A 24,893-nucleotide genomic window follows, 5' to 3' on the forward strand; every position below is an offset into this window, starting at 1 on the left:
CGCCACCGTGGCCCTGCCCAGCGACCCGCTCTCCGACCCGGCCGGCACCCTGTGGCACCTGCTCCTGGCCGACCGGGGCGTCGACGCAGCCCGGCTGGCGCGCGAGGCCGCACCCTTGCGCGACGCCAGCGGCACCTTGATGCAACTGCCACCCGTTCTCGCCGCCCAGGGCATCCCCGATGCCACGCTGCCGGTGCTGACCGCATGGCTGCGCTGGATGGACGACTTCATCTTCGAACAGCCCAACCAGGCCTGGCGCCCCGAACGCCAGGAGTACGCCTTCGAGCTCGCCGCAGGCAAGGGCCCATCCGAGCGCTGGCGCCTGGACGCCGACGCATACACCGACGGCCGCATCGACTGGCACGACTTCGACCTGCGCCCCGGCAGCGACCAGCTCCTGCCCGGCGACCTGCCCTCACTCGACGACCTCCAACCCCGCCGCTCCCTGGCAACCCCCGTGCAGTACCCCGGCATGCCCGCGCGCCGCTTCTGGGAATTCGAAGACGCCGCCGTCAACTTCGCCCGGCTCGACGCCAGCGGCCTCGACATGGTCCGCATGATGGTGGCCGAGTACGCCCTGGTGCATGGCAACGACTGGTTCATGGTGCCCGCCCGCGTGAAGGCCGGCGGTCTCTACCGCGTGGCCGCCCTGAGCGTGACCGACACCTTTGGCCGCGTCACCAACGTCGGGCCCGTCGCCGCCGACCCAGGCGTGGCCTGGCGCCTGCATGGCCTGCACCGCCAGGACCCGCGTGCCGCAGGGGGCCCCCACGAGGCCGATGGCGCCTGGCTCTGCGTGCCGCCCCCCTTGTCCGACACCCTGGAAGGCGGCCTGCTGGAAGAGGTGGCCTTTGCCCGCGACGAAATGGCCAACCTGGCCTGGGCCATTGAAAAGCGCGTGCAGGGCAGCAGCGGCGAGTCCCTGGACCGCAGCCTGGAAGACCAACGCTTCAGCATCCGCCAGCAACCGGCCCTCGCCAGCACCGACGCCCGCCTGCTCTACCGCCTCATGACACCCGTGGCCAGCCACTGGCTGCCCCTGCTGCCCGTGCGCCAGGCCGGCGACCTGGGCCTGGGCATCCAGCTCGAGCGCGGCGGCATGAAGCGCTTCTACCGCCGCGACGCCGAGGCCCTGGGCAGCGACGCCGCGTACCAGGCCTTCCTGAACAGGCTGGACGCCGCCGCGGCACAGCCCGGTGGCTTCATCGAAGCCCTGCAGGGCACTGACCCCGACTCCGACCTCGCCATCTACGCCTTCCACCCGCGCGGCCTGATCCTGCGCCAGGACCCCAGCCTGCCCGTAGCCCAAGACGGACTTCGCATCCAGGAGGAAGAACTGGCACGCACCGGCTTCACGGTGGAGCGGCGCTTCCAGTACGCCCGCACCGCCAGCGGGCGGGCCGTGCTCTGGGTGGGGCGCCGCAAGCGCGTGGGCCGCGGCGAGGTGGGCAGCGGTCTGGCCTTCGACCTGGGCCTGGCACCAGGGCCTGGCTCGGGGAGCTGATCAGCCCGCCAGCCCCGCGTACACCGTCTGCACGTCCTCGTTGGCGTCCAGCGCGGCCAGGAAGGTTTCCACCTCCTCCAGCTGCTCGGCGCTCAGCGTGGCCGGGTCGATGGGGTTCTTGGGCTGGTAGCCCAGCTTGGCCGACAGCACCTTGAAGCCCTGCTCCGGCAGGGCGCGGCTGACCAGGTCGAGGTCGGCCGGGGCCGTGAGGAAGAGCGTGGTGCCGTCTTCGTCGCCCGGGGCCAGGTCCTGCGCACCGGCCTCGATGGCGGCCATCTCCGGGTCGGCGCCCGGCGTGGCCGGCTCGGCTTCGATGAAGCCCAGGTGGTCAAAGTCCCAGGACACCGAACCCGAGGTGCCCAACTGCCCCTTGCGGAACAGCACCCGCATCTCCGGCGCCGTGCGGTTCACGTTGTCGGTCAGGCACTCCACCATCACCGCGACGCGGTGCGGCGCAAAGCCTTCGTAGATCACGTGCTCGAAGTGCACGGCCTCGCCGGTCAGCCCCGCTCCCTTCTTGATGGCGCGCTCCAGCGTGTCCTTGGGCATCGAGACCTTGCGGGCCTGCTCCACCACCAGGCGCAGGCGGGCGTTGGCGGCGGGGTCGGCACCATGGCGCGCGGCGATCATGATGTCCTTGGCCAGCTTGCCGAACAGGCGTCCTTTGGCATTGGCCGCGATGTCCTTGTGCTTGGCTTTCCATTGCGCGCCCATGGCCGCTCCTTGGTGTGGGGGAAGAAGCGGGGATTCTAGGTGTGCTTTCCCGGGCAGCCCCGGGCGGCTGGCGGTATGCTCAGGCGCTCACAAGAAGGCCTGAAGCACGTGCGCCTGGAACAACTGGAAGAAAACTGGAAGCAAGGCTGGCAACGCGCCAGCCACCACGAGGGTGTGATGCACGGCGCGCGCGCCCTGCTGGCCCTGGTCTGCGTGCTGGCCTACGGCTGGCGGGCCGATTGGGACTGGCAGCTCATGCCCGTGCTGCTGGGCGTCATCGCCAGCGCCCTGAGCGAGTCCGACGACAACTGGCGTGGCCGCCTGCGGGCCCAGTGCCTGACCATGGCCGCCTTCTCGGCCATTGCCTGGGCCGTCTGGGCCACCCTGCCCTGGCCCCTGCTGCTGGTCAGCGTGCTGGCCCTCACCGCCTTCATGCTGACCATGCTGGGCGCCCTGGGCGAACGCTACCGGGCCGTGGCCTTCGGCACCCTGGTGCTCTTCATCTACGAGGCCCTCTCGGCCCAGACCAGCCGGGCCCACGCCCAGAGCGTCACGCCCTACATGCTGGGCGGCGCGGCCTGGTATGGCCTGGTGACGGTGTGGTGGGCCGCGGCGGTGTCCCGCCCGCCGGTGCGCCACCGCCTTTCTCAGCTCTATGCCCTGCTGGGCGAGTACCTGCACCTCAAGGCCGAGATGCTGGAGCCCGTTCGCGACACCGACCGCGAACAGCGCCGCATGGCCCTGGCCCTGCACAACGGCCTGGTGGTCGATGCCCTGAGTGCCGCCAAGGAAAGCCTGTTCAGCCGCGTGGGCAAGGGCGACCCACCAGGCTGGCTGCGCGAGGCCCTGCACCAGTACCTCGCCGCGCAGGACATCCACGAGCGCACCAGTTCCTCGCACGAACAGTACGGCCTGCTCACCGAGGCCTTCTTCCACTCCGACGCCCTCTACCGCTGCCAGCGCGTGCTGGCCCTGCAAGGCGACCAGGCCCTGCGGCTCTCGGTGGCCATCGGGCAGAAAACCCCGCTGCAACACCAGGGCGCCACCTCGCGCGCCATCGAGGACATGCAGTCCGCCGTGCACCTGCTCGACGCCACCCGCCCCAGCGACCGCCCCCTGCGCGCCCTGCACGCCCTGCGCGACAACCTCACCGCCCTGGCCGGCGTGTTCGCCTCGGTGCCCCGGCCGCAGCCCGGCCCCTTCGACCACAGCATGGTCGACAGCCACCCCCGCAGCGTGGCCGAAGCCTGGAAGCGCCTGCGCGCCCAGTTCACCCTGCGCGCCCAGCTCTGCCGCCACGCCCTGCGACTGAGCCTGGCCCTGGTCATCGGCTTTGCCATCATGCAGGCCACCCACGACCCGCACGGCTACTGGATCCTGCTGACCATCGTCTTCGTGAGCCAGCCTCAGTACGCGGCCACGCTCCGGCGCCTGAGCCAGCGCATCGCCGGCACCGTCATGGGCCTGGCCCTGGGCTGGGCGCTGATCAGGCTGTTCCCCGGCGAGGTCTGGCAATCGGTGCTGCTGGCCGCGGCGGGCTCGGTGTTCATGGGCACGCGGCGCACCCACTACCCGGTGGCCACCTGCGCCATCACCACGCTGATGCTGCTGTCCTTCCACCAGATGGGCATGGCCGAGGGCGTGATCCTGACCCGCCTGCTCGACACCGTCACCGGCAGCGCCATCGCGGGCTTCGCGGCCCTGCTCGTGCTGCCCAACTGGCAATCGCGGCACTGGCACCAGCTGGCCGCGCAAAGCCTGCGGGCACAGGCTCAGTACCTGAGCGAGATCGTGCAGCAGTACCAGTCGGGCAAGCAGGACAACCTCGCCTACCGCCTGGCCCGCCGCAACGCCCACCGTGCCGATGCCGCCCTGGCCAACGCCTACGCGGCCATGCGGCAGGAGCCCGAGCGCGTGCGCCTGAACGAGGCGTCCTGCGGGCGCTTCCTCATCCTCTCGCACACCCAGCTGAACTACATCTCGGCCCTGGGCGCGCACCGCGGCGAAGAGGGCACGGCCCCGGTCGATGCGGCCCTGATGGGCATGAACCAGGCCCTGCAAGCCCAATTGCGTGACCTGGCCCAGGCGCTGGATGCGCCGCGCACGGTCAGCACCGTCTTGCTGGGCGCCCTGAGCGAACCCGGCGACGCCCCGGCCAAGGAGCAGGCCGAAGCCCTGCCCCGCGTGCAGCGCCTGCTGCGTCATCAGCTGGAACTGGCCTGGCGCCTGCAACCCGAACTGCGCCTGCAGGCGCGCGCCTTCAGCGCTTCAGGTCAGGCCCGCTGAGCCACACCCCGCCGCCAGGTGCCGCACCGGCCTGCCAGCCCACATAGCTGGACAAGGTCGGGTGCGGCGTGGGCAGCGGGTGCGTGTGGCTGGCCGTGACCACGGTCACGCGGGCCCCGGCGGCCTCTGCAGACCGGATGCCTGCTGGCGCATCTTCAAAGACCATGCACTCGGACACGGGCACACCCAGCAGGCGGGCACCCAGCAGGTAGGGGTCAGGCGCGGGCTTGCCCTGCTGCACGTCTTCCGCGCTGACCAGCAAGGGCGGCAGAGGCAGCCCTGCCGCCTCGATGCGGCGCAGGGCCAAGGCCCGCGGGGCCGAGGTCACCACCGCCCAGCGGTCGGCCGGCAGGGACTGCAGGAAGGCGGCCGCGCCCTCGATGGGCTCGACGCCCGCCACGTCCTCGATCTCGGCCTGGGTGATCCAGTCGGCCTCGGCCTGCGGGTCCACGCCCGGCAGGTTCTGGCGGCGGATGGTGTCGAGCGCCCGCATGCCGTGGATGGTGGGCAGGAAGCGCGGCACGTCCAGTCCATGGCGACTGGCCCAGCGCGACCACACCCGCTCGGCCGCGGCCAGGGAGGTCAGCAAGGTGCCATCCATGTCGAACAGGAAGGCGGCGTGGGTGGAGGTGGGGCGATCGGTGTGCAGGTCCATGGGCCCGATGCTAAGGCCATCGGGTGCGGCAAGGCCGCAGGACTCAGCGCATCACGCGCGAGAGCGCCTGCGCCACACGCCCCACATTGCCGTGGTGGAGGCCCGCCACACACAGGCGGCCGCTGCGCACCAGGTAGATGCCTTCCTGCTCGCGCAACTGGTCGACCTGCTCGGGCGAAAGCCCGGTGTAGCTGAACATGCCCTGTTGTGACAGCAGGTGGGCGCAGGCCGTCTGCGGTGCCTTGGCCTGCAGCACCTCCACCAGGGCCGCACGCATCTGCTGCAGGCGGGTGCGCATCACGTCCAGCTCCTGCATCCAGCCCTGGCGCAAGGCCGGGTCGCTCAGCACCATGCCGACCAGGTCGGCCCCCAGGGCCGGCGGGCTGGAGTAGTTGCGGCGCACCGTGGCCTTGAGCTGGCCCAGCACGTGTTCGGCCTGCGTGGCCGATTCGCACACGATGGACAGGCTGCCCACGCGCTCGCCATACAGCGAGAAGGTCTTGGAAAACGAGTTGCTCAGCAGGTAAGGCAGTCCCGCCTGGTCGAGCACGCGCAGCAGGTGGGCGTCTTCGTGCAGGCCCTGGCCGAAACCCAGGTAGGCCATGTCCAGGAAGGGGATCAGGCCACCGGCCTGCAGCACGGGGAGCAGCTCGTCCCACTGGGCGGGCGTGAGGTCGACACCGGTGGGGTTGTGGCAGCAGGGGTGCAGCAGCACGATGCTGCGGCGGGGCAAGGTGGCCAGCCGGGCCTTCATGGCCTCGAAGTCCACGCACAGGCGCTCGCGGTCGAAGTAGGGGTAGGTGTGCACGGTCAGGCCCGCGCCCTCAAACAGCGAGATGTGGTTGTCCCAGGTCGGGTCCGACACCCACACGGCCGAATCGGGGAAGTGGCGCCGCAGGAAATCGGCGCCCACCTTCAGCGCACCCGAGCCACCCAGTGTCTGGATGGTGGCCACGCGGCCCTCTGAGAGCACCCGGCTGTCCTGGCCAAACAGCAGCCGCTCGACGGCGGCACGGTAGCCCGCGTCGCCTTCCATGGGCAGGTAGAGGCTGGGTGCCTCGCGCTTGGCCATGGCCCGGGGCAAGGCAGCCCGCACCGAGGCCAGTTGCGGCACGCGGCCGTCTTCGCCCTGGTAGATGCCGATGCCGAGGTTGACCTTCTCGGGGCGAGGGTCGGCCTTGTAGCGCTCCATGAGCGAGAGGATGGGGTCGCCGGCGTAAGGCTGGACGTGGTCGAACATGAGGGTCTCCGAAATCGAAAAAGAAGGGCCAGGGATCAGGCCAGGTAACGGTCGGGGCGGTGGTTCATGGCGATGATGGTGTTGAGCACCACCGCACCGCCCACCGAGGCCAGCAGCAGCGGGGGCGACACCACCGCAAAGGACGCCAGCAGGATCAGCAGGTCAAAACCCAGCTGCACATGGCCGGCACGCACGCCGTAGCGCTCTTGCGCGAACAGGGCCAGGATGCCCGTGCCTCCCAGGCTGGCGCGGTGGCGGAACAGCACCAGGAAGCCCAGGCCCATCACCGCATTGCCAAAGAGTGCGGCGTAAAACGGGTTCACGTGCGCCACCTGCAGGAAGAGCGGGTGCACCTCGGCGAACACCGACACCAGGCCCACGGCCAGCACGGTCTTGACCACCAGGGCACGCCCCATGTAGCGCAAGGCCAGCAGGTAGAAGGGGATGTTGATGAGGAAAAAGGCCAGGCCGAAGCGCACCCCGGTGGCGTAGTGGATGAGGAAGGCCAGGCCGGCCGTGCCCCCGGTCAGCGCACCGGTCTGCTTGATCAGGTGCACACCAAAGGAGACGACCAGGGTGCCGATGACCAGGGCCACGGCGTCTTCCAGAGGGCTGTGCGGCGCGCGCACCATGGGCTCGGCGGGCGCCATGGCCGGCCGGGGGCTGGGGCGGCGGCTCATGCCTGCGTCGGCAGCATGCGGCCGCTTTCCTTGATGCGCTCCAGCACCACCGAGGTCCGCACATGGGCCACGCAATCGGGCAGGGCCGAGAGGCTGTTGAGCAGGCGGTTGAGCGCGGCCAGGTCGCCCACGGCCGCCTTGATGAGGTAGTCGTGGTCGCCCGTGAGCTTGAAGACATCGCGCACCAGGGGCTCGTCGCGCACGAAACGCAACAGGGACTCGACCGAGTCATGGGCCTGACGCACCAGGCGCACCTCGATCAGGCTGAGCAGGGGCGTGCCATCGGCCTGGGGCGAGAGCTGGGCGTGGTAACCCAGGATCAGCCCGCGCTGCTCCAGGGCCACCCGACGCCGTGCGCATTGCGACGACGACAGGCCCACCAGGTCGGCCAGTTCCTGGCTGGTCAGGCGGCCATCGTCGCGCAAGAGGTCCAGGATCTGGCGGTCATGGTGGTCAATGTCGAAGTCGGTGTCGCTCACGGAGTGATCCTCAAGGCAAAGGGGTGGTCAGCATGGCGGCGATGGTTCGCACGCCTTCAAGGTAGTTGCCCAGGCGCATGTTCTCGTCGGCGCCGTGCTGGTTGTTGTCGGCATTGACCAGGGGCACCACCACATAGGCCATTTTCAGCACATCGACCGCACCGCTCATGGGCAGGGTCGAGCCGATCATGCGCACCTTCTCGGGCTCGGTCTGGCTGGGAGCCCTCACGCCCTGCAGCACCCAGCGGGCCAGGGGCGAGTCCATGGCCACGCGGGCGGCCGTCGAGGTGCTGGGGTAGGCCAGCATGGTGAGGCGGGCCAGTTGGGGAAACTGGCTGCGCTCTTCGGGCGTGGGGGTCTCGCCCTCGATCAGGTGCACCCCCTGTGCCACCAGGTGCTGGCGCACCAGGCCCAGCATGCGCGCTGGCGGCGTCTCGGGCACGGTGCGGATGTTCAGGCTGGCCGTGGCCGTGGCCGGGATGGCATTGGCCGCCTTGGCACCCACCTGGCCTGCGCTCAGGCCCAGGATGTCGAGCGAGGGGTACTGCACGGCTTCCAGCGGGTTGGCCGCGAAGGGCGTGAGCCGCGCCAGCCCCAGGCGCTTGGCCAGGGCCGCCGCGGGCGGGGCCGTTTTGGCCATCAGCTGCCGGTCGGCCTCGCTGATGCTGACGCCGTCGTAGAAACCGGGGATGACGACGCGGCCCTCCGCGTCTTTCATGCTCGCCAGCAGCTGGCTCAGGCCCAACGCGGGGTTGGGGATCACGTTGCCCTGGTGGCCGCTGTGCTGCGCACTCAGGGGCCCAAACACGGTCAGGTCCAGCTGAATGGAACCGCGGTTGCCAAAGCTCACGCCCGGCTTGTTGTTGGCGGGCATGGCCCCGTCGTAGACGATGAGGCCGTCGCTTTGCAACAGAACCTGGTGCGCGGCCATGACGGTGTGCAGGCGGGGCGAGCCCTTTTCTTCCTCCGAGTCGAGCAGGAGCTTGATGTTCACCTCGGGCAGCTGGCCCGCAGCCTTGAGCGCATCGATGGCGGCGAGGAACATCACGATGGGGCCCTTGTCGTCGGCAGCGGCGCGCGCGAACACGCGCCACTCCGGGTCGATCGGACCGGTGCTCAATGTGCCCCAGGGCAGGGTCTGCCACTGGCCAGTGGCATCGCGGGCGCGCAGGGTGGGCGTCCAGGGGTCGGTTTTCCACTCCGAGGGCGTCACGGGCTGGGCATCAAAGTGCATGTAGAACAGCACCGTCTTGCGGCCCGGCTTGCCCGCAGGCAGCTCGGCAAACACCACAGGCTTGCCCTCGTTGGGCAGGGCCTGGGTGCGGAAGCCTCGGGCCTGAAAGGCCGCTTCCAACCAGGCGGCGTTGCGCTGGATGTCGTCCGGCCTGGCCGCGTCGGCCGGCATCGAGAGGAAGGCCTGGTAGGCCGGGAAGCTGAGCCTGGCAAAGTGCTCGGCCTGAGCGGGCGTCAGCACATGCTGGGCCCAGGCCGGGTTGGACACGCTGGCGAGTCCGGCCAACATCAGGGCGATGCCGCCGGAAAGCCGGCGCAGCACGCAACGGGGAGAGAAGGAAGGCATGAGGGAAGGCATGAGGGGTGTCATGATGGGGTGATCAGGCTTGCACGGCATCGGGCGCGGCGCTCGGTTCGATCGACGCGGCCTGGGCGCGCAGCCGTTCTGCACGCTGCTTCAGGGCATAACCTGCGGCCAGGCACAGCAGCCACAGGGGCAGCAGGATCACCGACAGGCGCATGCCCGGCGTCAGCCACATCACCAGCAAGATGCCGGCCATGAAGGCCAGGCAAAGCACATTGCTCCAGGGGTGGGCCCAGCTGGGGTACAGCGTGGTGCGGCCCCGCTTCGCCATCGCCTGGCGGAACTTCAGGTGGGTCAGGCTGATCATGGCCCAGTTGAGCACCAGAGCGGCCACAACCAGGGCCATCAGCAGGCCGAAGGCTTCACCCGGCATCAGGTAGTTGAGCAGCACGCAGGCACCGGTGGCCACGGCCGAGACGGCCAGGGCGGGCAGCGGGATGCCTCGGCGGTTGACGCGGGCCAGGGCAGCGGGCGCATGGCCTTGTTGTGCCAGGCCCAGCAGCATGCGGCTGTTGCAGTAGACGCAGCTGTTGTAGACCGAGAGCGCCGCCGTCAGCACGACGATGTTGAGCACCGTGGCCACGGCCTGGCTGTCCAGCGCCTGGAAGATCATCACAAAGGGGCTGCCACCCTGTTGCACCTGGCTCCAGGGGAAGAGCGAGAGCAGCACGGCCAGCGCGCCCACGTAGAAGATCAGGATGCGGTAGATGACCTGGTTGGTCGCCTTGGGGATGCTGTGCTGGGGCTCATCGGCCTCGGCGGCGGTGATGCCCACCAGCTCCAGGCCACCGAAGGAGAACATGATCACGGCCATGGCCATGACCAGCCCCCCGATGCCATGCGGGAAAAAGCCGCCCAGCGCCCAGAGGTTGCTGACCGCGGCCTGCGGCCCGGCCTGGTCGGCGGCCAGCAGGTAGCCACCGAACCCGATCATGCCGACGATGGCCAGCACCTTGACGATGGAGAACCAGAACTCCAGCTCGCCAAACAGCTTGACGTGCAGCAGGTTGATGCCGTTGATCAGCACAAAGCACAGCAGCGCCGAGACCCAGGTGGGCACACCGGGGAACCAGTACTGGACATAGATGCCCACGGCGGTGAGCTCGGCCATGCTGACCAGCACATAGAGCACCCAGTAATTCCAGCCCGAAGCAAAGCCGGCAAAGGGGCCCCAGTAGCGGTTGGCAAAGTGGCTGAATGAGCCCGCCACTGGCTCCTCGACGACCATCTCGCCGAGCTGACGCATGATGAAAAAGGCGATGAGACCGGCCAGGGCATAGCCCAGCAACACGGCAGGACCAGCGAGCTGGATGGTCTGGGCCACGCCCAGGAAAAGGCCAGTGCCAATGGCCCCACCCAGCGCGATGAGCTGGATGTGGCGGTTGCGCAGGCCACGCTTGAGATCGGGTGAAGAAGGTGCGGCGTTCATGGTGGAGGAGGGGGATGTGACCCTGCCCCATGAGCAAATACGGGACCATGCCGACAACAGATCAGAAAAGTCATTGCAAATCAATCACTTGCAAAAACAACATCGGCAAAAAGACGACCAATCCCCCGAAACAAAGCGCGAACATCGCATTCACAGGCTTTATTTTGCGTCATTCATGCACCAATAACTCCAATTCGCACCATTTGCGCACACAAGTCCGCTGAAAAAGCGCCACCTGGGCTTGCGCCGAAGCGCCATCGGGCTCCCGGCGGCCCAAACCGAGGCATGGCGCCCTGCCTCTGCACTATTTACGTGCATTTTCACGCTTACAGACAGCGTGTCATGGTTGCATGCATCGCCCATCCCGAACCACCCGCCCCCAGCAAACACCGCTTTCCATCGCGGTCAAGTCAGGCATCCCCCAGGGAAAAGAGGTCAAGAGAACGTTAGGCTGGCTTGAGCTGCCGCCACACAAATACATGAATTGGCATCTTTTTTGCTGACGCAAATCAGGCCACCTGAACCCACCTCGGGCAGGCACAGCCCCCTCCGCCGCCGCGATCCGGCGCCCATCCTTCTTTGCTTTTTTCCCTCCATGAAACTCCCCCACTCCTCTCTGTTGCCCGTGGCCCTGGCCGCCCTGGTCTGCGCCAGCGGCGCCCAGGCGCAATCCACCGTGACCGTCTATGGCCTGCTTGACGTGGGCATGACCTGGACCAACGACCGCGCCTCCTATCAGGGCAAAAGCTCCACCACCATGGACACCGGCGTGGCCCAAGGCAGCCGCCTGGGCTTCAAGGGCAGCGAAGACCTGGGCGACGGCATGCGCGCCAACTTCGTGCTGGAACAGGGCCTGAACGTCGACACCGGCGCGCTCGGCCAAGGTGGCCTGGCCTGGGGACGTCAGGCCTCGGTCGGTCTGGCTGGCGGCTTCGGTGAGATCTCCCTGGGCCGCATGTTCGACGTGATGGGCGAGGTCTTCCCGGCCTACGCCATCGGTGCCAACACGCCCGCAGGCTCGATGGCCTGGTCGCTGCCGATGTACTCGGCCGGTGGCGCCACCCTGGTGAACCGCGTCTACGGCTCCGCCCTGAACAACTCGGTTCGCTACCGCTCGCCCAAACTCGCAGGCTTCTCGGCCACGGCCACCTACTCGCTGGGCGAACAGACCGACTCCATCGTGACGGGCAGCACCTTCAGCGGCGCCCTGACCTACGCAGGCAGCAACTTCTCCACCTCGGTCGCCACCTACCAGCAACGCAACGCGAGCACCACGCAAGGCGACATCGCCGAATACGCTCTGGGTGCCTGGTACCAGGCCACACCCGATGTGCGCATCTTCAGCATGGCCTCGCAAGTGGGCTACTCGGCCGGCACCAAAGGCCGCGCCACCACCTACGAGCTGGGCATGAACTACAACCTGACGCCGCAATGGGTGCTGGGCTCGGGCCTGCAGGCCCAGAAGCGCCGCAACCTCTCGGGCGCAGAGCAGCTTACGCTGACGCTGGATTACCTGCTCTCCAAGCGCACCGATGTCTACGCGACCGTCGCCGCGGGCCGTGACCGCCAGTATGGCGCCCTGGTGGTGGCCGCGCTCGGCAGCGTCTCCAGCAACAGCGGGCAGACCGGCTTGCGTGTGGGCATCCGCCACAAGTTCTGATCCACAGGGGGCCTGCTGCGTCCCCTGTCAGCGGCATCGGCTACATGACGGACCCGGACGGCCCGCTCACTGTGCGCTCACTCAAGCGCCGTCGCGGGAGGGCGACGTGCTGCCTTTGGGCACCTCGCGGCGCGCGCTCTGTCGGGCGTTCATTCGCTCAAGTTTGCGCTCGTGACGGGCCTGCATCAGCCGGTCCCCGTCCTTGCTGCCGTCATGCCAGGTGCCCAACCAGTGGTCGAGAGGCACGAGGCCATCCCCCCCGAAATTGACCTCGAAGTATTTGTGATGCAGGTAGTGGGCGTAAGCGTGGGCGGCCAGGCCTCGGTCAGCCCCCAGCGCCAGCCTGTCAAAGCCCAGGTGCCCATTGATCGCACCAAAACTGGCCATGTGCAACTGGTACATGGCGACGATCGGGTTGGAGGGGATCACCAGATGCCACAGTGCCACAGCGTGGTACAGGAAGGCCTCCACAGGATGCATGCTCAGAGAAGACCAGGGGCTGGGGTTCACCGAGTTGTGGTGCACCGAATGGATCTTCTTGTAGAGCCAATCGGTGTGCAGGGCACGGTGGATCACATAGAAATGCACCTCGTGGATGGCAGGCGCCATCAACACCAGGGCAGCGAGATAGAGCGGGTGATCCGCCCATGCCAGCCAGGGCGCCAGCCCATTCGCGAAGGCCCACAAGAAGGCCACCTGCACCACCGTCCACAAAGGCACCGAGATCAGCACGCTTCGCAGGAAGTTGTCGATGTTCTGGCTGCGAAACCAGAACACATCAGATGCCTGCTCTGACGGGAACTTGTGGTGGTACTTGAACAGGCGCCCTTGCACCTTTCGAAGGCAATAACGCCACTCGAAGAGGCCATAGAACACCACGTAAGCAAACCAGTTGACCAGCAGCATCCCGCCGCACCAGGACCAGGACAAGGTCTTCATGGTGGCGACCTCGGGCACCACGGCGTACCACCAAAGCAGGGCCGTGGCCATGTGGAAGGCATTCCAGGGAAAGAGGTAGCCAGGAATCCATTTCAGAACCTGGGTGAGTCGAGGGGGCCAGGCCCAGAAAGGCGCAATCTCGTTGCGCCGGTGCGGGGCCCAGTCGCCTCGTTTGTTGCGAACCCCTGAGAGCGTGTCATCCATGGCCATGTGGGCCCTCCTGTGCAAATGTTGGGTGATTTCAGATGCTTTTGCACCCGGTTGCATTGCACTTTAGAGAAACATTCAGGGATTTATCTAGGTGATTACCCGCAAGTAAATGGCATTCAAGCACTGAAAGCCGTCACATAATCTACTCAACAGCCACCCATCTTGCACCCGGATGCAAACCGGCGCGCAAGGAAGGAAGCCGCAGCCAATCGCCGCTGACTCAGCCTGTTCTTCGGTGCGAGTTTCGGAGCACGAGGGTGCCTGGCGCCCACAGAGAAGGGGTCGCCACCGAGTCCGGCTCCACCAGCCTCAGGATGGCCTCGGTCACCAGATGCGAGAGCGGCTGCCGGAAGGTGGTCAGCTCATACGGCGGTGCCGCCGCCATCTCGATGTCGTCGAAGCCCACGATGGCCATGCGCCCTGTCTGACCTGACTGGGCCAACGCGTCCATGGCACCAATCGCCAGGATGTCGCTTTCGCAGAACAGGGCCTCCAGGCGCGCTGCACGCGGCGTGGACTGCAGATGCGTCAGCAGGGCCTGAAGGCCGTCCAGGCGACTGTAGTGTGGCGCGGACAGCGTACAGGCCATGGGCACGCCTTGCGACGCCAGGCGCTCGCGGAAACCGTCCTGACGTCGCAACTCGGTTCGCTCCGAATCGGGCCCGGACATGTAGCCGATGCGGCGATAGCCCTGCGCCAGAAACAGATCGGCGATCTCGGCGCCAGCGGCATGTCCATCCGTGGTCACACATGGGATGTCTTGCTGCGCGCTGTGGCGCGACATCACCACCAGCGGGATGTGCTTGATTTTTTGCGCCAGCTCGATGAGCTGGTGGTCGAGCGTGGTGCCCATGAACATGATGCCGTCGACCTGGAACTGGTCGGCCAGACGCAGGGCCGCACCAGGCTCATGCTCGCCGCTCTGGTTGAGCAGCAAGGCGCTGTAGCCCCGCGCCTGCAGTTGCCGTGTGGCTTCGTTCAAGAGGCTCAACATGTTGGGGTTGTCGAGCTCGTCAACCACCAGGGCGACCAGTTTCGTGCGCCGGGTCGAGAGGCTGCGGGCCAGCAGGTTGGGGGCATAGCCCAGTTCGGCCGCCACCTCGCGCACGCGCGCTCGCACCTCGGGTGCGATCGAGGCGCCATCGGTGAAAGCCCTGGACACCGTCCATTTGGAGACGCCAAGGTGGACCGCCACGTCTGTGGCGGTGATCTTCTTTTTGCGAGCGGGTTCTGTGGCCATGGGCAATGGGTCGATTCGGGGCCACATCCATGCAGCCCGACCGCCCATTGTTCGCGATTTTGGCGCCTCAGTTCGAGGCAAAGCCTGCCATGTTTTCCTTTGTCACCAGCTCGAAGGGGACCATGACATGGGTGGGCGCCGACTTGTCCCCCTTGGCCATGCGCAGCACGAGGTCGACGGCGCCCGAAGCCTGCGCGCGGGCATTCTGGAACACCGTGACGGCGAGGTCGCCCTTGGCCATCTCGGTCAGGGCGTCGGGCGTGGCGTCCACCCCCGCCACCAGCACCTTGGCAGGACTGATCTTGGCCTGACGCAACGCAATCAAGGCACCGATGGCCATCTCATCGTTGTTGGCAGCCACGGCGTCAATTTTGACCCCGGCACTGATCCACTTGCTCATCAGGTCGATGCCCTGGGTGCGCTGCCAATTGGCCGTCTGCTCTTCCACCACCTTGATGCCGGGGTACTTCTTGAAGACCTCCTTCGCCCCCGCGGTGCGAGCCTCGGCGGCATCGGTCGACAGCTGGCCCAGCATGATCACCACATTGCCTTTGCCATTGAGGCGCTTGGCCAGGGCCTCACCCTGGATCTGCCCGGCAACCTTGTTGTCAGAGCCCACAAAGCCCACGCCCTGCCCCAGCTTTTCTTCGGGCAGGCGGTTCACGTAGACCAGCGGGATACCGGCCTTGCGCGCGGCATCGCTCATGCGCTTGGTCGCGGCCGTGTCTGCCGGGCTCACGATGATGGCGCTCACCTTTTGAGCCACAAAGGACTCGACCTGCCCCAGTTGCCGTCCCACGTCGCCACGGGCGTCCTCGAACTGCAGTGAGACCCCTTTGAGTTCCTGCCCACGCTTCTGCATGCCATTGCGCAGGATGGTCAGAAAGTTGTCATCGAACTGGGCCATGGCCACGCCGATCTTGGTTTGAGCGATGGCGGCGCTTGGCAACATGACCGCGACCAGGGCGGCAGAAATCCACTTCTTCATGCTTGTCTCCTCAGAGGGTAGATGGGTCCGACGTGCAGTGTGCATGACGGCAAAAGCCCGATGCCATCGAAGTGAAACAACGACTGGCTGCTCGGCGATCGCAGTGTAGAAACCTGATTCCTTTTTAGAACATGGGGAGAAACCCGTTTCTGTTATCAATTTTCAAGCTCGCGCAAGACACTGCGCGTAAACCCTAGTTCCGCCCTCTTGCATCAGCGCCTAAATTGCACCCGGGTGCAACTGCACTCGGGTGCAAATTCATGCGCCACACCGCCAGACACCATCAAACAGGACGTTCTCATGAGCACCAGCACAGCAGGGCGCAGCCCTTTCACCCTGGCCGTTTCCTCCGAAATGGTCTTCCTTTCCCTGCCTCCGGTGGAGCGCGTGCGCCGTCTGCACGAGCTGGGCTTCCAGGTCGAAATCTGGGACTGGACAAAGCACGACATCTCGGCCCTGGCCCGTACAGGGGCCACCTTCTCCTCGATGACGGGTTACGTCACCGGCCGCCTGGCCGACGACGCCGGTGCTGACGAATTGCTGAAAACGGCAGCCCAATCCATCCCCGTGGCCAAAGACCTGGGCATCCCTCGCTTGAATCTGCATGGCACCGGACTGGGCGACAAGGGCCTGCCGGTGACGCCCTGCGAAGTCGTCACCGGCACGATGTGGCTCAAGGCGCGTGACACCCTCAGCCGCCTGGCCGACCTGGCAGAGCAGCATGGCGTGACCTTCATGCTGGAGAACCTCAACCAGCCGGTAGACCACCCTGGCACGCCCTTCGGCCGGGCCGAAGACACACTGGCCCTGGTCTCGTCCATCAACCGCCCTGCGCACCTGGGGCTGAACCTCGACCTCTATCACGCCCAAATAGGCGAAGGCAACCTGGTCGAGCTGACCCAACGTTGCCTGCCCTGGATTGCGGAGATCCAGGTGGCCGATGTGCCGGGCCGTTGCGAGCCAGGCACCGGCGAGATCCACTACCCGGCCATTGCCCGTGCCCTCGACGCCGCGGGCTGGCAAGGCGTCATCGGCCTCGAAGGCTGGGCCGCCACAGACGACGAGTTGGCCCTGCAACGCTTCCGCTCTGCTTTCACCCTCTGATCCAGCGTGGATCAGGCCCCCCCTTCTCTCAAGGACCACACCATGAGCTCAAAGAAAAAACTCCAGATCGCCCTGATTGGCGCCGGCCGAATTGGCAGCTCGCACGCCGAGATCATCGACCGCCGACTGCACAACGCCGAACTGGTGGCCGTGGCCGACCCGGCGCCCGGCGCTGCGGCGCGCCTGGCAGACCATCTGGAATGTGATCGGATCATCACCGACCCGGCAGAAGTCTGGGCAGATCCGGGCATCGATGCCGTCGTGATCGCCTCGCCCGCCCGCTTTCACACGCCACTGGCCGAATCGGCCGCGCGTGCAGGCAAGCATGTGTTTTGTGAGAAGCCCATGGCCTTGAGCATCGCCGAGGCCGAAAGGGTGATCCAGGCCGTGAAAGACAGTGGCGTGCACCTGCAGGTGGGCTTCAACCGCCGTTGGGACCGCGCCTTTGCAGCGGGCCGAGACGCCGTGGACAAAGGCCAGATTGGCGAGGTGCAACTGATGCGTTCGCTCACGCGCGACCCGGGCCCCTGGGGCGGCGACCCGGCCAAGGTGCCCCAATGGACCATCTTCTACGAGACCCTGATCCACGACTTCGACACCTTGTTGTGGCTGAACCCTGGCGCCCGCCCTGTCGAGGTCTTTGCTCAGGCCGATGCGCTGGTGCGTCCGGATGCCCGCGCCTCTGGCCACCTCGACACCGCCGTCGTCACCATCCGCTTCGACAACGGTGCCCTGGCCGTGGCGGAGGCCAATTTCAATGCCCTGTATGGCTACGACATCCGCGGTGAGGTGTTTGGCAACAAGGGCATGGTGACCATGGGCGACGTGCAAAAGTCCAACCTCAAGCTCTTTGGCGCACAAGGCATTTCTGCAGACACCTGGCGACTCGACACGCAGGAGTTTGCCGACGCCTACACGGCGCAATTCCAGCACTTCACGGACGCCTGCCTGGGCATCCGTCCGTTCTCGGCCCCCACGGGTCGCGATGCACGCGCCGCGCTGGCCGTGGCACTCGCCGCCATCGAGTCGGTCAAGCACAATGCACCCGTGGCGGTGGAGCGCATCGCCGCGCTGTAACCCCCCTCTTCTGCTGCCGCACCATGTCACGCAAAGTCACCCGAACCGACGTCGCCCTGAAGGCCGGCGTGTCCAAATGGACCGTTGCCCGCGCTTTCGTGCCGGGCTCGTCGATCTCTGACAAGGCGCGCGCCGACGTTCTGGCTGCGGCAGATGAACTGGGTTACCGGCCCAACCTGCTGGCGCGCAGCCTGGCCACCAAGACGACGAACCTTGTCGCCGTCCTGGTGGACGACTTCGCAAACCCCTACAAGCTGCGCGCCATCGAGGCCCTGACCAAAGCCCTGTCCGCAGAAGGACTGTCGGCGCTGCTGGTGCCCATCGACGACCAGACCGACCATGCCGACGCCGTGCTGCATGCTGACCAGCGCCAGGTGGATGCCATCGTGCTGCTGGGCACAGCCTTTCGCAACAGCACGCTGGAGGCCTCACGCAAGCCCGGCAGCCCGCCGATGTTCGTGCTGGCACGTGAGAGCACGGTCGACGGCATTCCCTACGTCAGCTGCGATGCAAAGACTGCCATGCACGACATCGTGACCCACCTGGTGGCGCAGGGGTACCAGAAGCCGGCCTTCATGTCGGGCCCCAAAACCCTGTCCACCGCACTGGGGCGACAAAAGTACTTCCGCCAAAGCTGGGCCAAACACGGGGTGAAGGAGATCCCCGAGATCGAAGTCGGCAGCTACGACGCCAGGCTGGCTGCAGAGGCGCTGCGTGCCAGCTTGCGCACGCGCTTCAAGCAAGGCAGCTTCGACGTGCTGGTCTGTGAAAACGACGTGCTGGCCATGGGGGCCATGGACGTGATCCGCCACGAGTTCCGCCTCAAGGTCCCCAAGGACATCGCGGTGGTCGGCTTTGACGGCATGGACATGGCAGCCCTGGCTTCCTTCGGTCTGACCACCTATGAGCAACCCATCGATGCCATGGCGCGCCGGCTGGTCGAGATGCTGCTCGAGGAAGAACCCGCCCGCGCCAACAAACTGGTGGGCCAGTTGCGTGTGCGCAGCTCCAGCTGAGGACTGCCGCACCCCTTGAATCCGACCCAGGTCGGTGGTTTTGCCTCACTGGCGCAGGCCAGTGAGGCCTTTTTTTGTCCCGATGGCCGCTTCAATCGTCGGAGCCGGCGCTCGCCGACTTGCCCGCAGCCAGCTCGGCATGACGCGGCGAAAGGTTGTCGAGGATGAGGTGCAGGGACTCGTTGAGCTTGCGGATCTGGAGCGGGGTCATGCCCTCGAAGCTGCGCGCAAAGATGTGGTGGATGGCCAGCTTGCTGCGGGCGATGGCGTCACGGCCCAGGTCGGTGATGGTGACCAGGGTGACGCGCGCGTCCTGCGGGGAGGTCATGGTGTCGACCAGCCCCTCCGCCTTCATGCGGTAGACGATCTTGGTGACCGTCGAGAGCTTGGTGATGGCATGCAGGGAGATCTCGGACATGGAGCTGCTGCCGTTCTCGTTGAGGATGAACAGCGTGCGCCAGGTCGGGATGTCCATGTCCACGGCCTTGAGGGCGCGTTCCATCTCGAGGGTGTAGACCCCATAGACCCGGGCCAACCAGTAAAAAGGAAAGTCTTCCTTGACGAAATCGGGGCTGGCAGGGTTGAACTGGGTCACGGCAGAAGCGCAGTCTGAACAGGGGCAAGCGAAGGGCTTGGGAGGATATTACCCCGTGTGCGCAGCCCCTGGGCGCACACGGGGATCACGCTCAGGCCAGCTTGTCCTGGTGGCTGCCGTGCAGACCCAGGTAGGCCTGCACGATGCGGGGGTCGTCGGCCAGCTGTGCCGCGGGGCCCGACATCACGACGCGCCCCAGCTCCAGCACATAGGCCTGGTCGGCCACACGCAGCGCGGCGCGCGCGTTCTGCTCGACCAGCAAGATGGAGACCCCCTTGGCACGCAGCTGCACGATGATGGCGAAGATGTCGCGCACCACGAGTGGGGCCAGGCCCAGGCTGGGCTCGTCGAGCATGAGCAGGCGCGGGCGCCCCATGAGGGCGCGGCCCAGGGCCAGCATCTGGCGCTCGCCGCCCGAGAGCGTGGCGGCCTCCTGCTTGCGGCGCTCCTTCAGGCGGGGAAAGAGCGAGAAGACCTCGTCCAGCATGACCTTGTGCTGCGCAGCCGACTCGCCACGCAGGCGGTAGCCGCCCAGGCGCAGGTTGTCTTCCACCGACATCGAGGCAAACAGCGCCCGCGACTCCGGCACCAGCGCCACGCCCTGTGCCACGCGCTGATCGACCTGGGCCTGGCCTTGCAGACGGCCATCGACGCGGATCTGCCCCGAGGTGGTGGGCAGCACGCCCATCAGCGCCCCCAGCAGCGTGCTCTTGCCCGCGCCGTTGGGTCCGATCACGGTGACGATCTCGCCGGGGCGCACGCGCAAATTGAGCCCGCGCACGGCCTCGATCTTGCCGTAGGCCACCGAGAGGTTCTCGACGCTGAGCAGGTCCTGCGCGGTGTCGGTCACGGCTCCGGCCTCGGCCGGGCCCACAAGGGTGTGTGCGTTCATGCTTCGGCTCCCAGATAGGCTTCGAGCACCTTGGGGTGGGCCTGCACATCGGCAGGCAGGCCTTCGGTGATCTTCTCGCCAAACACCATCACGACCACGCGGTCGACCAGGTTCATCACAAAGTCCATGTCGTGCTCGACCAGCAGCACGGCCAGGCCTTCTTCGCGCAAGCGGCCCAGCAGCTCGGCCAGGGCCTGCTTTTCGCGCAGGCGCAGACCGGCAGCGGGCTCGTCGAGCAGCAGCACGGCCGGGTCGGCACACAGGGCACGGGCGATCTCGACCAGGCGCTGCTGGCCCAGGGCCAGGTTGCCGGCCTCGACGTTGGCCAGGTGGGCCAGGCCCACGCGGGCCAGCTGGCGCTGGGCTTCGACGATGAGGCGAGCTTCTTCGGCGCGGTCCAGACGCAGGGCGCTGCGCAGCAGACCGGCATGGCCACGGAGGTGGGCACCCAGCACCACGTTGTCCAGCACCGTCATGGTGGGCAGGAGCTTGACGTGCTGGAAGGTGCGCGACAGGCCAGCCTGGGCCACTCGGCGCGAGGCCCAGCCCTTGATCGACTGCCCCAGGAAGCGGATCTCGCCCGAGGTGGGCCGGTCGACACAGGAGAGCTGGTTGAACAGCGTGCTCTTGCCCGCGCCATTGGGGCCGATGACGGCCAGGATCTCGCCAGCGTGCAGGGTGAGGTCGATGTCGCGGTTGGCCACCAGGCCGCCGAAACGGCGGGTCACGCCCTTGACTTCCAGCACCGGCTCACCACGCGCGGGCAAGGCCCGACGCGGCAAAGCCTCGATGCCATCGGCGATTGGCGCCGGCGCCCCCTTGGCCGCATGGAACCAGCGGCGGTGGACCGCGCCCCACAGGCCTTGCGGGGCCTTGTGCATCAGGCCGATGATGATGAGACCGAAGACGATGGACTCGTAATTGCCGCCCTGCCCCAACAGGCTGGGCAGCCAGTCCTGCAACACGTCACGGCCCAGGGTCACGATGACCGCACCGGCGACGGCCCCCCAGAGGTGGCCCACGCCCCCCATCAGGGCCATGAACATCACATCGATGCCGGCGGTCACGCTGAACGGCGCAGGGCTGACGAAACGCTGGTTGCAGGCATAGAGCCAGCCGGAGAGCGCCGCCAGCAAGGCCGAGAGCACGAAGGCGGCCATCTTGGTGCGGAACACCGGCACCCCCATGGACTCCGCCATGAGCTGGCCACCGTTGAGCGCACGCAAGGCCCGGCCACTGCGCGAATCCAGCAGGAAGCGGCAGAGCAGCAAGGCCAGGCCCAGGCTCAGCCAGATCGGCCAGGCCATGCGGACGGGGGTGTCCAGCAGCCAGGGGCCAATCTGCAGGGAAGGCAGGCCCGTGAGGCCCGAGTGCGACCCCAGCGACTCCAGCGTGCCGAACAGGTAGTACAGCGCCAGCGCCCAGCAGATGGTGCCCAGGGGCAGGTAATGGCCCGAGAGCCGCAGCGTCACGCCACCCAGCACCAGGGCCACGACGGCGGTGACCAGCAGGCCCACGGGCAGGGCCAGCCAGGGTGAGCCCGCCAGAAAGGACAGCGCCGCGGGCACATCGGTGCCCACGGTCAGCCAGGCGCAGGTGTAGGCGCCCAGGCCGATGAAGGCGGCCTGCCCGAAGCTGGTCATGCCCGATACACCGGTCAGCAGGATCAGGCCCAGGGTGGCCAGGGCCGCCAGGCCGATGTTGTTGAGCAGGTTGACCGAGAAGGTCGGCAACCAGGGCACGCTGAGCAGCAAGGCCAGCAGCAACAGGGGACCGGCGCGGCGCCCCAGCCAGGCCAGACGGCGCTCGGCCGGTTTGCTGGCATCGATCGACAGGATGGCGCTCATGCGCGGTCCTCCTCATGGTGACGGCTGTTCAGGGATCGCCAGAGCAGCACGGGCAGGATCAGGGTGAAGACGATGACCTCCTTGTAGGAGCTCGCCCAGAAGGTGGAATAGGCCTCGACCATGCCGACCGACAAGGCCCCGATGGCGCCCACGGGGAAGCTCACCAGGCCACCGATCACGGCGCCCACGAAGCCCTTGAGGCTGATGAGGAAGCCAGAGTCGTAATACAGCGTGGTCAGCGGCGCGATCAGGATGCCCGAGAGCCCGCCGATGAAAGCGGCCAGGCCAAAGCACAGGCGCCCTGCCATCGAGGGCGAGATGCCCATCAGCTCGGCACCCAGGCGGCTCACGGCGGTGGCGCGCAGGGCCTTGCCTTGCAGCGTGCGCTCGAAGAACAACGCCAGGGCCACGATCAAGGCCAGCGTGACCACCAGCACCCACAGGGTCTGGGCATTGAGACGCAGCAGGCCGAGCTCCAGGCCCTCTTCACTGAAGGGCAGCGTGTGGGCACCTTCGGCACCGAACATCAGCAGCGCCACACCCACCAGCACGGCGTGCAGGGCGATGGAAACGATGAGCAGCACCAGGCCATGGGCACCGGCGATCGGGCGGAAAAACAGGTCGTAGAGCCAGGGGCCCAGCGGCACGATGAGGGCCAGGGTGTAGAGCACCTGGGCGGCCATGGGCCAGTCCTGCGCGGGCCAGAAGCGGCCGATCAGGAAGAGCGCCACGGCGTACACCGGTGGCATCAGGTCAAGCCAGGTGAACCGACGGGCGGCGGCACCACCCGAGCGGGCCCACCACAGGCGCTGCACGACCACGGCCAGGGACAAGCCCAGAACCAACCAGGCCAGCCGCACCGGCTGCCCGGCCTGCAGGGCCCCCATGCACATGGCACCGAAGGTGACGAACTCACCTTGCGGCACCAGCAGCACGCGGGTGACGGTGAAGACCAGGACGATGGATAGGGCCAGCAGGGCGTAGATCGCCCCGTTGGTGACCCCATCCTGCCCCAGCAGGAGTGCGATCTGGAGGTTCATGGCTGGCTCACTTCAGCAAGGTCCACTGGCCGTTCTTGACGGTGATCAGCTCGCGGCCGCGCTCGTCGAAGCCGCTGTGGTCGGTCGGGCTCATGTTGTAGACACCCTGGGTGGCCTTGAGCTCCTTGGTCTTCTCGATGGCGTCGCGCAGGGCGCTGCGGAAGGCCGGTGTGCCGGGCTTGCCCCCCTTGAGGGCCGCAGGGATGGCGGCCTGCAGCAGCAGACCGGCGTCGTACACGTTGGCCCCGAAGGTGGCCGGCTTGCTGCCGTTGAGCTTTTCGTAGGCGTTCACGTAGTCCAGCGCCAGCTGGCGAGTGGGGTGGCTGGCGGGCACCTGGTCGAGCACGAGCATGGCGCTGGCGGCCAAGATGGTGCCCTCGACCTTCTTGCCGCCCAGGCGCAGGAAGTCCTGCAGCGCGGCGCCGTGGGTCTGGTAGATCTTGCCCTTGAAGCCGGTGTCGAACAGGGTGGTGTGCGGCAGCACCGACGAGCTGCCCGGCGCGGCGATCAGCACCACATCGGGGCCGGCCCCCATGACCTTGAGGGCCTGCGCCGTGACCGAGGTGTCCTGGCGCTGAAAGCGCTCGGCGGCCACCACCTTGATGCCCTTTTCCTTGGCCAGCTCGGAGAAGACCTTGTTCCAGTTGTCGCCGTAGGCGTCGGCCGTGCCGATGAAGCCCACGGTCTTGACCTTGGTGGCAGCCATGTGGTCGACCAGGGCGCGGGCGATGAGGTCGTCGTTCTGCGTGGTCTTGAAGACCCATTTCTTCTGCTCGGTCATGGGCAGCACCACGGCGGCCGTGCCCACCGGGGCAAACATGGGCACACCGGCTTCGGCCACGAACTGGATCACACCCATCGCATTGGGCGAACCGCTGGGGCCAATGATGGCATCGACGCGGTCTTCATTGATCAGCTTCTTCACCGCGGTGACCGATGCGGTCGGGTCGCTGGCGTCGTCAAGCGAGATGTAGGTGATGGTTTCACCCGCCACCTTGGTGGGCAGCAGGGGCACGGTCTTCTTCTGTGGCTGGCCGACCAGGGCAATGGGGCCGGTCGACGAAGAAATGACACCCACCTTGATCTCGGCGTGGGCCAGCAGCGGCAGGGCCGCCAGCAGACAGGCGTTCAGGGCAGGACGGGCAAAACGATGGAGGGACATCAGGGACTCCATGCGCGGCGAGCGCATCAGGGATGGGGGGATGGTGCGGCCAGTGGGGCGACCTGGCACCGAGGGGCAGTCATCGCAGATCGGTGGAGAGACAGGCTGTCGAGGACACAGGCCTTCTTCAGCATCTTTCATGCCACTTTTCAAGTTTTATTGTGTCAGCAGCATCGCCCCAGGCACACCGGGCAAACACCCATATCGCACGCCTTTTCAAGCAAAGATCATCGGCCACCAAGACCCCATTTCGGGGCGTAAACGCCCCATAAACAAGCGCACATCTGCGTTTCTGCACCACTTTTACTCGGTCTTTCAGATGGGTCTTTTTGCTTGACTTTTCACGCTTTAATCACTATCGTTTTCACACATCCCCTCGCCAGACGACTTCCCTCGGTCGCCCCTCGCACTCCCTGTTCGCCCACGGCCCGGCCTGCTCGCCAGGCGCCCGTGGCCTGACGGCGGCACACGGCACCGACGCATCCACGGCAGGGCTGATTCGACCCCTATCCGGAGCCCTCCCCATGACAAATGCCATG

Annotated in this window: 21 protein-coding genes; 6 read left to right on the forward strand and 15 right to left on the reverse strand. The window is 66.9% G+C overall.

Annotation, left to right across the window (positions count from 1 at the left end; genetic code table 11):
• The coding region (locus QZ994_RS08705) for a hypothetical protein (RefSeq protein ID WP_290870996.1) at positions 1–1,504 on the forward strand (1,504 nt) is incomplete at its 5' end.
• On the opposite strand, the gene QZ994_RS08710 is transcribed toward QZ994_RS08705, so the two are convergent.
• Entirely contained in the window at positions 1,505–2,218 is a 714-nt protein-coding gene (locus tag QZ994_RS08710) for a YebC/PmpR family DNA-binding transcriptional regulator (RefSeq protein WP_290870998.1), read from the reverse strand. It abuts the gene before it with no gap.
• Positions 2,219–2,326: 108 nt separating this feature from the next.
• Here QZ994_RS08710 and yccS point away from each other — a divergent pair, with 108 nt between their 5' ends.
• Positions 2,327–4,504 carry a YccS family putative transporter gene (gene yccS / locus QZ994_RS08715; protein WP_290871000.1) on the forward strand — a complete coding sequence of 726 codons (2,178 nt, stop codon included), beginning with the start codon at positions 2,327–2,329 and terminating at the stop codon, positions 4,502–4,504.
• Here yccS and QZ994_RS08720 read toward each other — a convergent pair.
• Genes QZ994_RS08720 through QZ994_RS08745 form a run of 6 tightly spaced genes read right to left on the reverse strand, consistent with a single transcriptional unit; the run spans position 4,479 to position 10,584 of the window.
• Entirely contained in the window at positions 4,479–5,159 is a 681-nt protein-coding gene (locus QZ994_RS08720) for an HAD family hydrolase (RefSeq protein ID WP_290871002.1), read from the reverse strand. The two genes, yccS and QZ994_RS08720, sit on opposite strands and share 26 nt — an antisense overlap.
• 43 nt (positions 5,160–5,202) lie before the next feature.
• Positions 5,203–6,399: an amino acid aminotransferase gene (locus tag QZ994_RS08725; protein ID WP_290871004.1), complete on the reverse strand. Its 1,197-nt coding sequence runs from the start codon at positions 6,397–6,399 to the stop codon at positions 5,203–5,205.
• 35 nt (positions 6,400–6,434) lie between these two features.
• On the reverse strand, positions 6,435–7,079 hold the full coding sequence (locus tag QZ994_RS08730; RefSeq protein ID WP_290871006.1) for a YitT family protein: 645 nt from the start codon (positions 7,077–7,079) through the stop codon (positions 6,435–6,437).
• Entirely contained in the window at positions 7,076–7,558 is a 483-nt protein-coding gene (locus QZ994_RS08735) for an Lrp/AsnC family transcriptional regulator (protein ID WP_290871008.1), read from the reverse strand. Before QZ994_RS08735 ends, QZ994_RS08730 begins: the two co-directional genes overlap by 4 nt.
• A 10-nt stretch (positions 7,559–7,568) precedes the next feature.
• A complete protein-coding gene (locus tag QZ994_RS08740) occupies positions 7,569–9,137 on the reverse strand; it encodes a M20/M25/M40 family metallo-hydrolase (protein WP_290871011.1) in 1,569 nt (522 codons plus the stop codon).
• A gap of 34 nt (positions 9,138–9,171) precedes the next feature.
• Positions 9,172–10,584 (reverse strand): amino acid permease, encoded by a 1,413-nt coding sequence (locus QZ994_RS08745; RefSeq protein WP_290871013.1) that lies wholly within the window; start codon positions 10,582–10,584, stop codon positions 9,172–9,174.
• Between the two features lie 595 nt (positions 10,585–11,179).
• Between QZ994_RS08745 and QZ994_RS08750 the strand changes: the two genes are divergently transcribed.
• Positions 11,180–12,244 (forward strand): porin, encoded by a 1,065-nt coding sequence (locus QZ994_RS08750; protein WP_290871015.1) that lies wholly within the window; start codon positions 11,180–11,182, stop codon positions 12,242–12,244.
• Between the two features lie 81 nt (positions 12,245–12,325).
• Here QZ994_RS08750 and QZ994_RS08755 read toward each other — a convergent pair whose 3' ends face one another.
• The 3 genes from QZ994_RS08755 to QZ994_RS08765 all read right to left on the reverse strand — a co-directional run bounded on the left by QZ994_RS08755 (position 12,326) and on the right by QZ994_RS08765 (position 15,621).
• Complete coding sequence (locus QZ994_RS08755) at positions 12,326–13,393, reverse strand: sterol desaturase family protein (RefSeq protein WP_290871017.1); 1,068 nt, start codon at positions 13,391–13,393, stop codon at positions 12,326–12,328.
• 220 nt (positions 13,394–13,613) lie between these two features.
• Positions 13,614–14,633, reverse strand: coding sequence for a LacI family DNA-binding transcriptional regulator (locus QZ994_RS08760; RefSeq protein ID WP_290871019.1), 1,020 nt, complete (start codon positions 14,631–14,633; stop codon positions 13,614–13,616).
• A 67-nt stretch (positions 14,634–14,700) separates the two neighbouring features.
• Positions 14,701–15,621: a sugar ABC transporter substrate-binding protein gene (locus QZ994_RS08765; protein WP_290871021.1), complete on the reverse strand. Its 921-nt coding sequence runs from the start codon at positions 15,619–15,621 to the stop codon at positions 14,701–14,703.
• 300 nt (positions 15,622–15,921) lie between these two features.
• Between QZ994_RS08765 and QZ994_RS08770 the strand changes: the two genes are divergently transcribed.
• Genes QZ994_RS08770 through QZ994_RS08780 form a run of 3 tightly spaced genes read left to right on the forward strand, consistent with a single transcriptional unit; the run spans position 15,922 to position 18,818 of the window.
• Positions 15,922–16,725: a TIM barrel protein gene (locus QZ994_RS08770; protein WP_290871023.1), complete on the forward strand. Its 804-nt coding sequence runs from the start codon at positions 15,922–15,924 to the stop codon at positions 16,723–16,725.
• 42 nt (positions 16,726–16,767) lie between these two features.
• The gene (locus QZ994_RS08775) at positions 16,768–17,802 is read left to right on the forward strand and encodes a Gfo/Idh/MocA family oxidoreductase (protein WP_290871025.1); all 1,035 of its coding nucleotides are present in this window, start codon (positions 16,768–16,770) and stop codon (positions 17,800–17,802) included.
• 23 nt (positions 17,803–17,825) lie between these two features.
• On the forward strand, positions 17,826–18,818 hold the full coding sequence (locus QZ994_RS08780; RefSeq protein WP_290871027.1) for a LacI family DNA-binding transcriptional regulator: 993 nt from the start codon (positions 17,826–17,828) through the stop codon (positions 18,816–18,818).
• 91 nt (positions 18,819–18,909) lie between these two features.
• Here the strand turns inward: QZ994_RS08780 and QZ994_RS08785 are convergent, their stop codons facing one another.
• From QZ994_RS08785 to QZ994_RS08805, 5 genes are all read right to left on the reverse strand, one after another.
• Positions 18,910–19,413: a MarR family transcriptional regulator gene (locus QZ994_RS08785; RefSeq protein WP_290871029.1), complete on the reverse strand. Its 504-nt coding sequence runs from the start codon at positions 19,411–19,413 to the stop codon at positions 18,910–18,912.
• A 91-nt stretch (positions 19,414–19,504) separates the two neighbouring features.
• Positions 19,505–20,305, reverse strand: coding sequence for an ABC transporter ATP-binding protein (locus QZ994_RS08790; protein WP_290871031.1), 801 nt, complete (start codon positions 20,303–20,305; stop codon positions 19,505–19,507).
• The gene (locus tag QZ994_RS08795) at positions 20,302–22,152 is read right to left on the reverse strand and encodes a branched-chain amino acid ABC transporter ATP-binding protein/permease (protein WP_290871033.1); all 1,851 of its coding nucleotides are present in this window, start codon (positions 22,150–22,152) and stop codon (positions 20,302–20,304) included. The genes QZ994_RS08790 and QZ994_RS08795 overlap by 4 nt, the downstream gene beginning before the upstream one ends.
• Positions 22,149–23,192 carry a branched-chain amino acid ABC transporter permease gene (locus QZ994_RS08800; RefSeq protein WP_290871035.1) on the reverse strand — a complete coding sequence of 348 codons (1,044 nt, stop codon included), beginning with the start codon at positions 23,190–23,192 and terminating at the stop codon, positions 22,149–22,151. Before QZ994_RS08800 ends, QZ994_RS08795 begins: the two co-directional genes overlap by 4 nt.
• 7 nt (positions 23,193–23,199) lie before the next feature.
• Positions 23,200–24,354, reverse strand: coding sequence for an ABC transporter substrate-binding protein (locus QZ994_RS08805; RefSeq protein ID WP_290871037.1), 1,155 nt, complete (start codon positions 24,352–24,354; stop codon positions 23,200–23,202).
• Positions 24,355–24,893: the final 539 nt, after the last annotated feature.

Origin of the sequence: Aquabacterium sp., from assembly GCF_021768455.1 — a bacterium.
In the GTDB taxonomy this organism is placed as follows: Bacteria; Pseudomonadota; Gammaproteobacteria; order Burkholderiales; family Burkholderiaceae_C; genus Aquabacterium.

Bases quoted from the DNA above. Each gene is read 5' to 3' on its own strand.
- QZ994_RS08745 (WP_290871013.1), bottom strand. From the start codon at position 10,584: ATGAACGCCGCACCTTCTTCACCCGATCTCAAGCGTGGCCTGCGCAAC.
- QZ994_RS08730 (WP_290871006.1), bottom strand. From the start codon at position 7,079: ATGAGCCGCCGCCCCAGCCCCCGGCCGGCCATGGCGCCCGCCGAGCCC.
- QZ994_RS08740 (WP_290871011.1), bottom strand. From the start codon at position 9,137: ATGCCTTCCTTCTCTCCCCGTTGCGTGCTGCGCCGGCTTTCCGGCGGC.
- QZ994_RS08760 (WP_290871019.1), bottom strand. From the start codon at position 14,633: ATGGCCACAGAACCCGCTCGCAAAAAGAAGATCACCGCCACAGACGTG.
- QZ994_RS08720 (WP_290871002.1), bottom strand. From the start codon at position 5,159: ATGGACCTGCACACCGATCGCCCCACCTCCACCCACGCCGCCTTCCTG.
- QZ994_RS08805 (WP_290871037.1), bottom strand. From the start codon at position 24,354: ATGTCCCTCCATCGTTTTGCCCGTCCTGCCCTGAACGCCTGTCTGCTG.
- QZ994_RS08775 (WP_290871025.1), top strand. From the start codon at position 16,768: ATGAGCTCAAAGAAAAAACTCCAGATCGCCCTGATTGGCGCCGGCCGA.
- QZ994_RS08780 (WP_290871027.1), top strand. From the start codon at position 17,826: ATGTCACGCAAAGTCACCCGAACCGACGTCGCCCTGAAGGCCGGCGTG.
- QZ994_RS08795 (WP_290871033.1), bottom strand. From the start codon at position 22,152: ATGAGCGCCATCCTGTCGATCGATGCCAGCAAACCGGCCGAGCGCCGT.
- QZ994_RS08790 (WP_290871031.1), bottom strand. From the start codon at position 20,305: ATGAACGCACACACCCTTGTGGGCCCGGCCGAGGCCGGAGCCGTGACC.
- QZ994_RS08770 (WP_290871023.1), top strand. From the start codon at position 15,922: ATGAGCACCAGCACAGCAGGGCGCAGCCCTTTCACCCTGGCCGTTTCC.
- QZ994_RS08800 (WP_290871035.1), bottom strand. From the start codon at position 23,192: ATGAACCTCCAGATCGCACTCCTGCTGGGGCAGGATGGGGTCACCAAC.
- QZ994_RS08710 (WP_290870998.1), bottom strand. From the start codon at position 2,218: ATGGGCGCGCAATGGAAAGCCAAGCACAAGGACATCGCGGCCAATGCC.
- QZ994_RS08755 (WP_290871017.1), bottom strand. From the start codon at position 13,393: ATGGCCATGGATGACACGCTCTCAGGGGTTCGCAACAAACGAGGCGAC.
- QZ994_RS08765 (WP_290871021.1), bottom strand. From the start codon at position 15,621: ATGAAGAAGTGGATTTCTGCCGCCCTGGTCGCGGTCATGTTGCCAAGC.
- QZ994_RS08750 (WP_290871015.1), top strand. From the start codon at position 11,180: ATGAAACTCCCCCACTCCTCTCTGTTGCCCGTGGCCCTGGCCGCCCTG.
- QZ994_RS08725 (WP_290871004.1), bottom strand. From the start codon at position 6,399: ATGTTCGACCACGTCCAGCCTTACGCCGGCGACCCCATCCTCTCGCTC.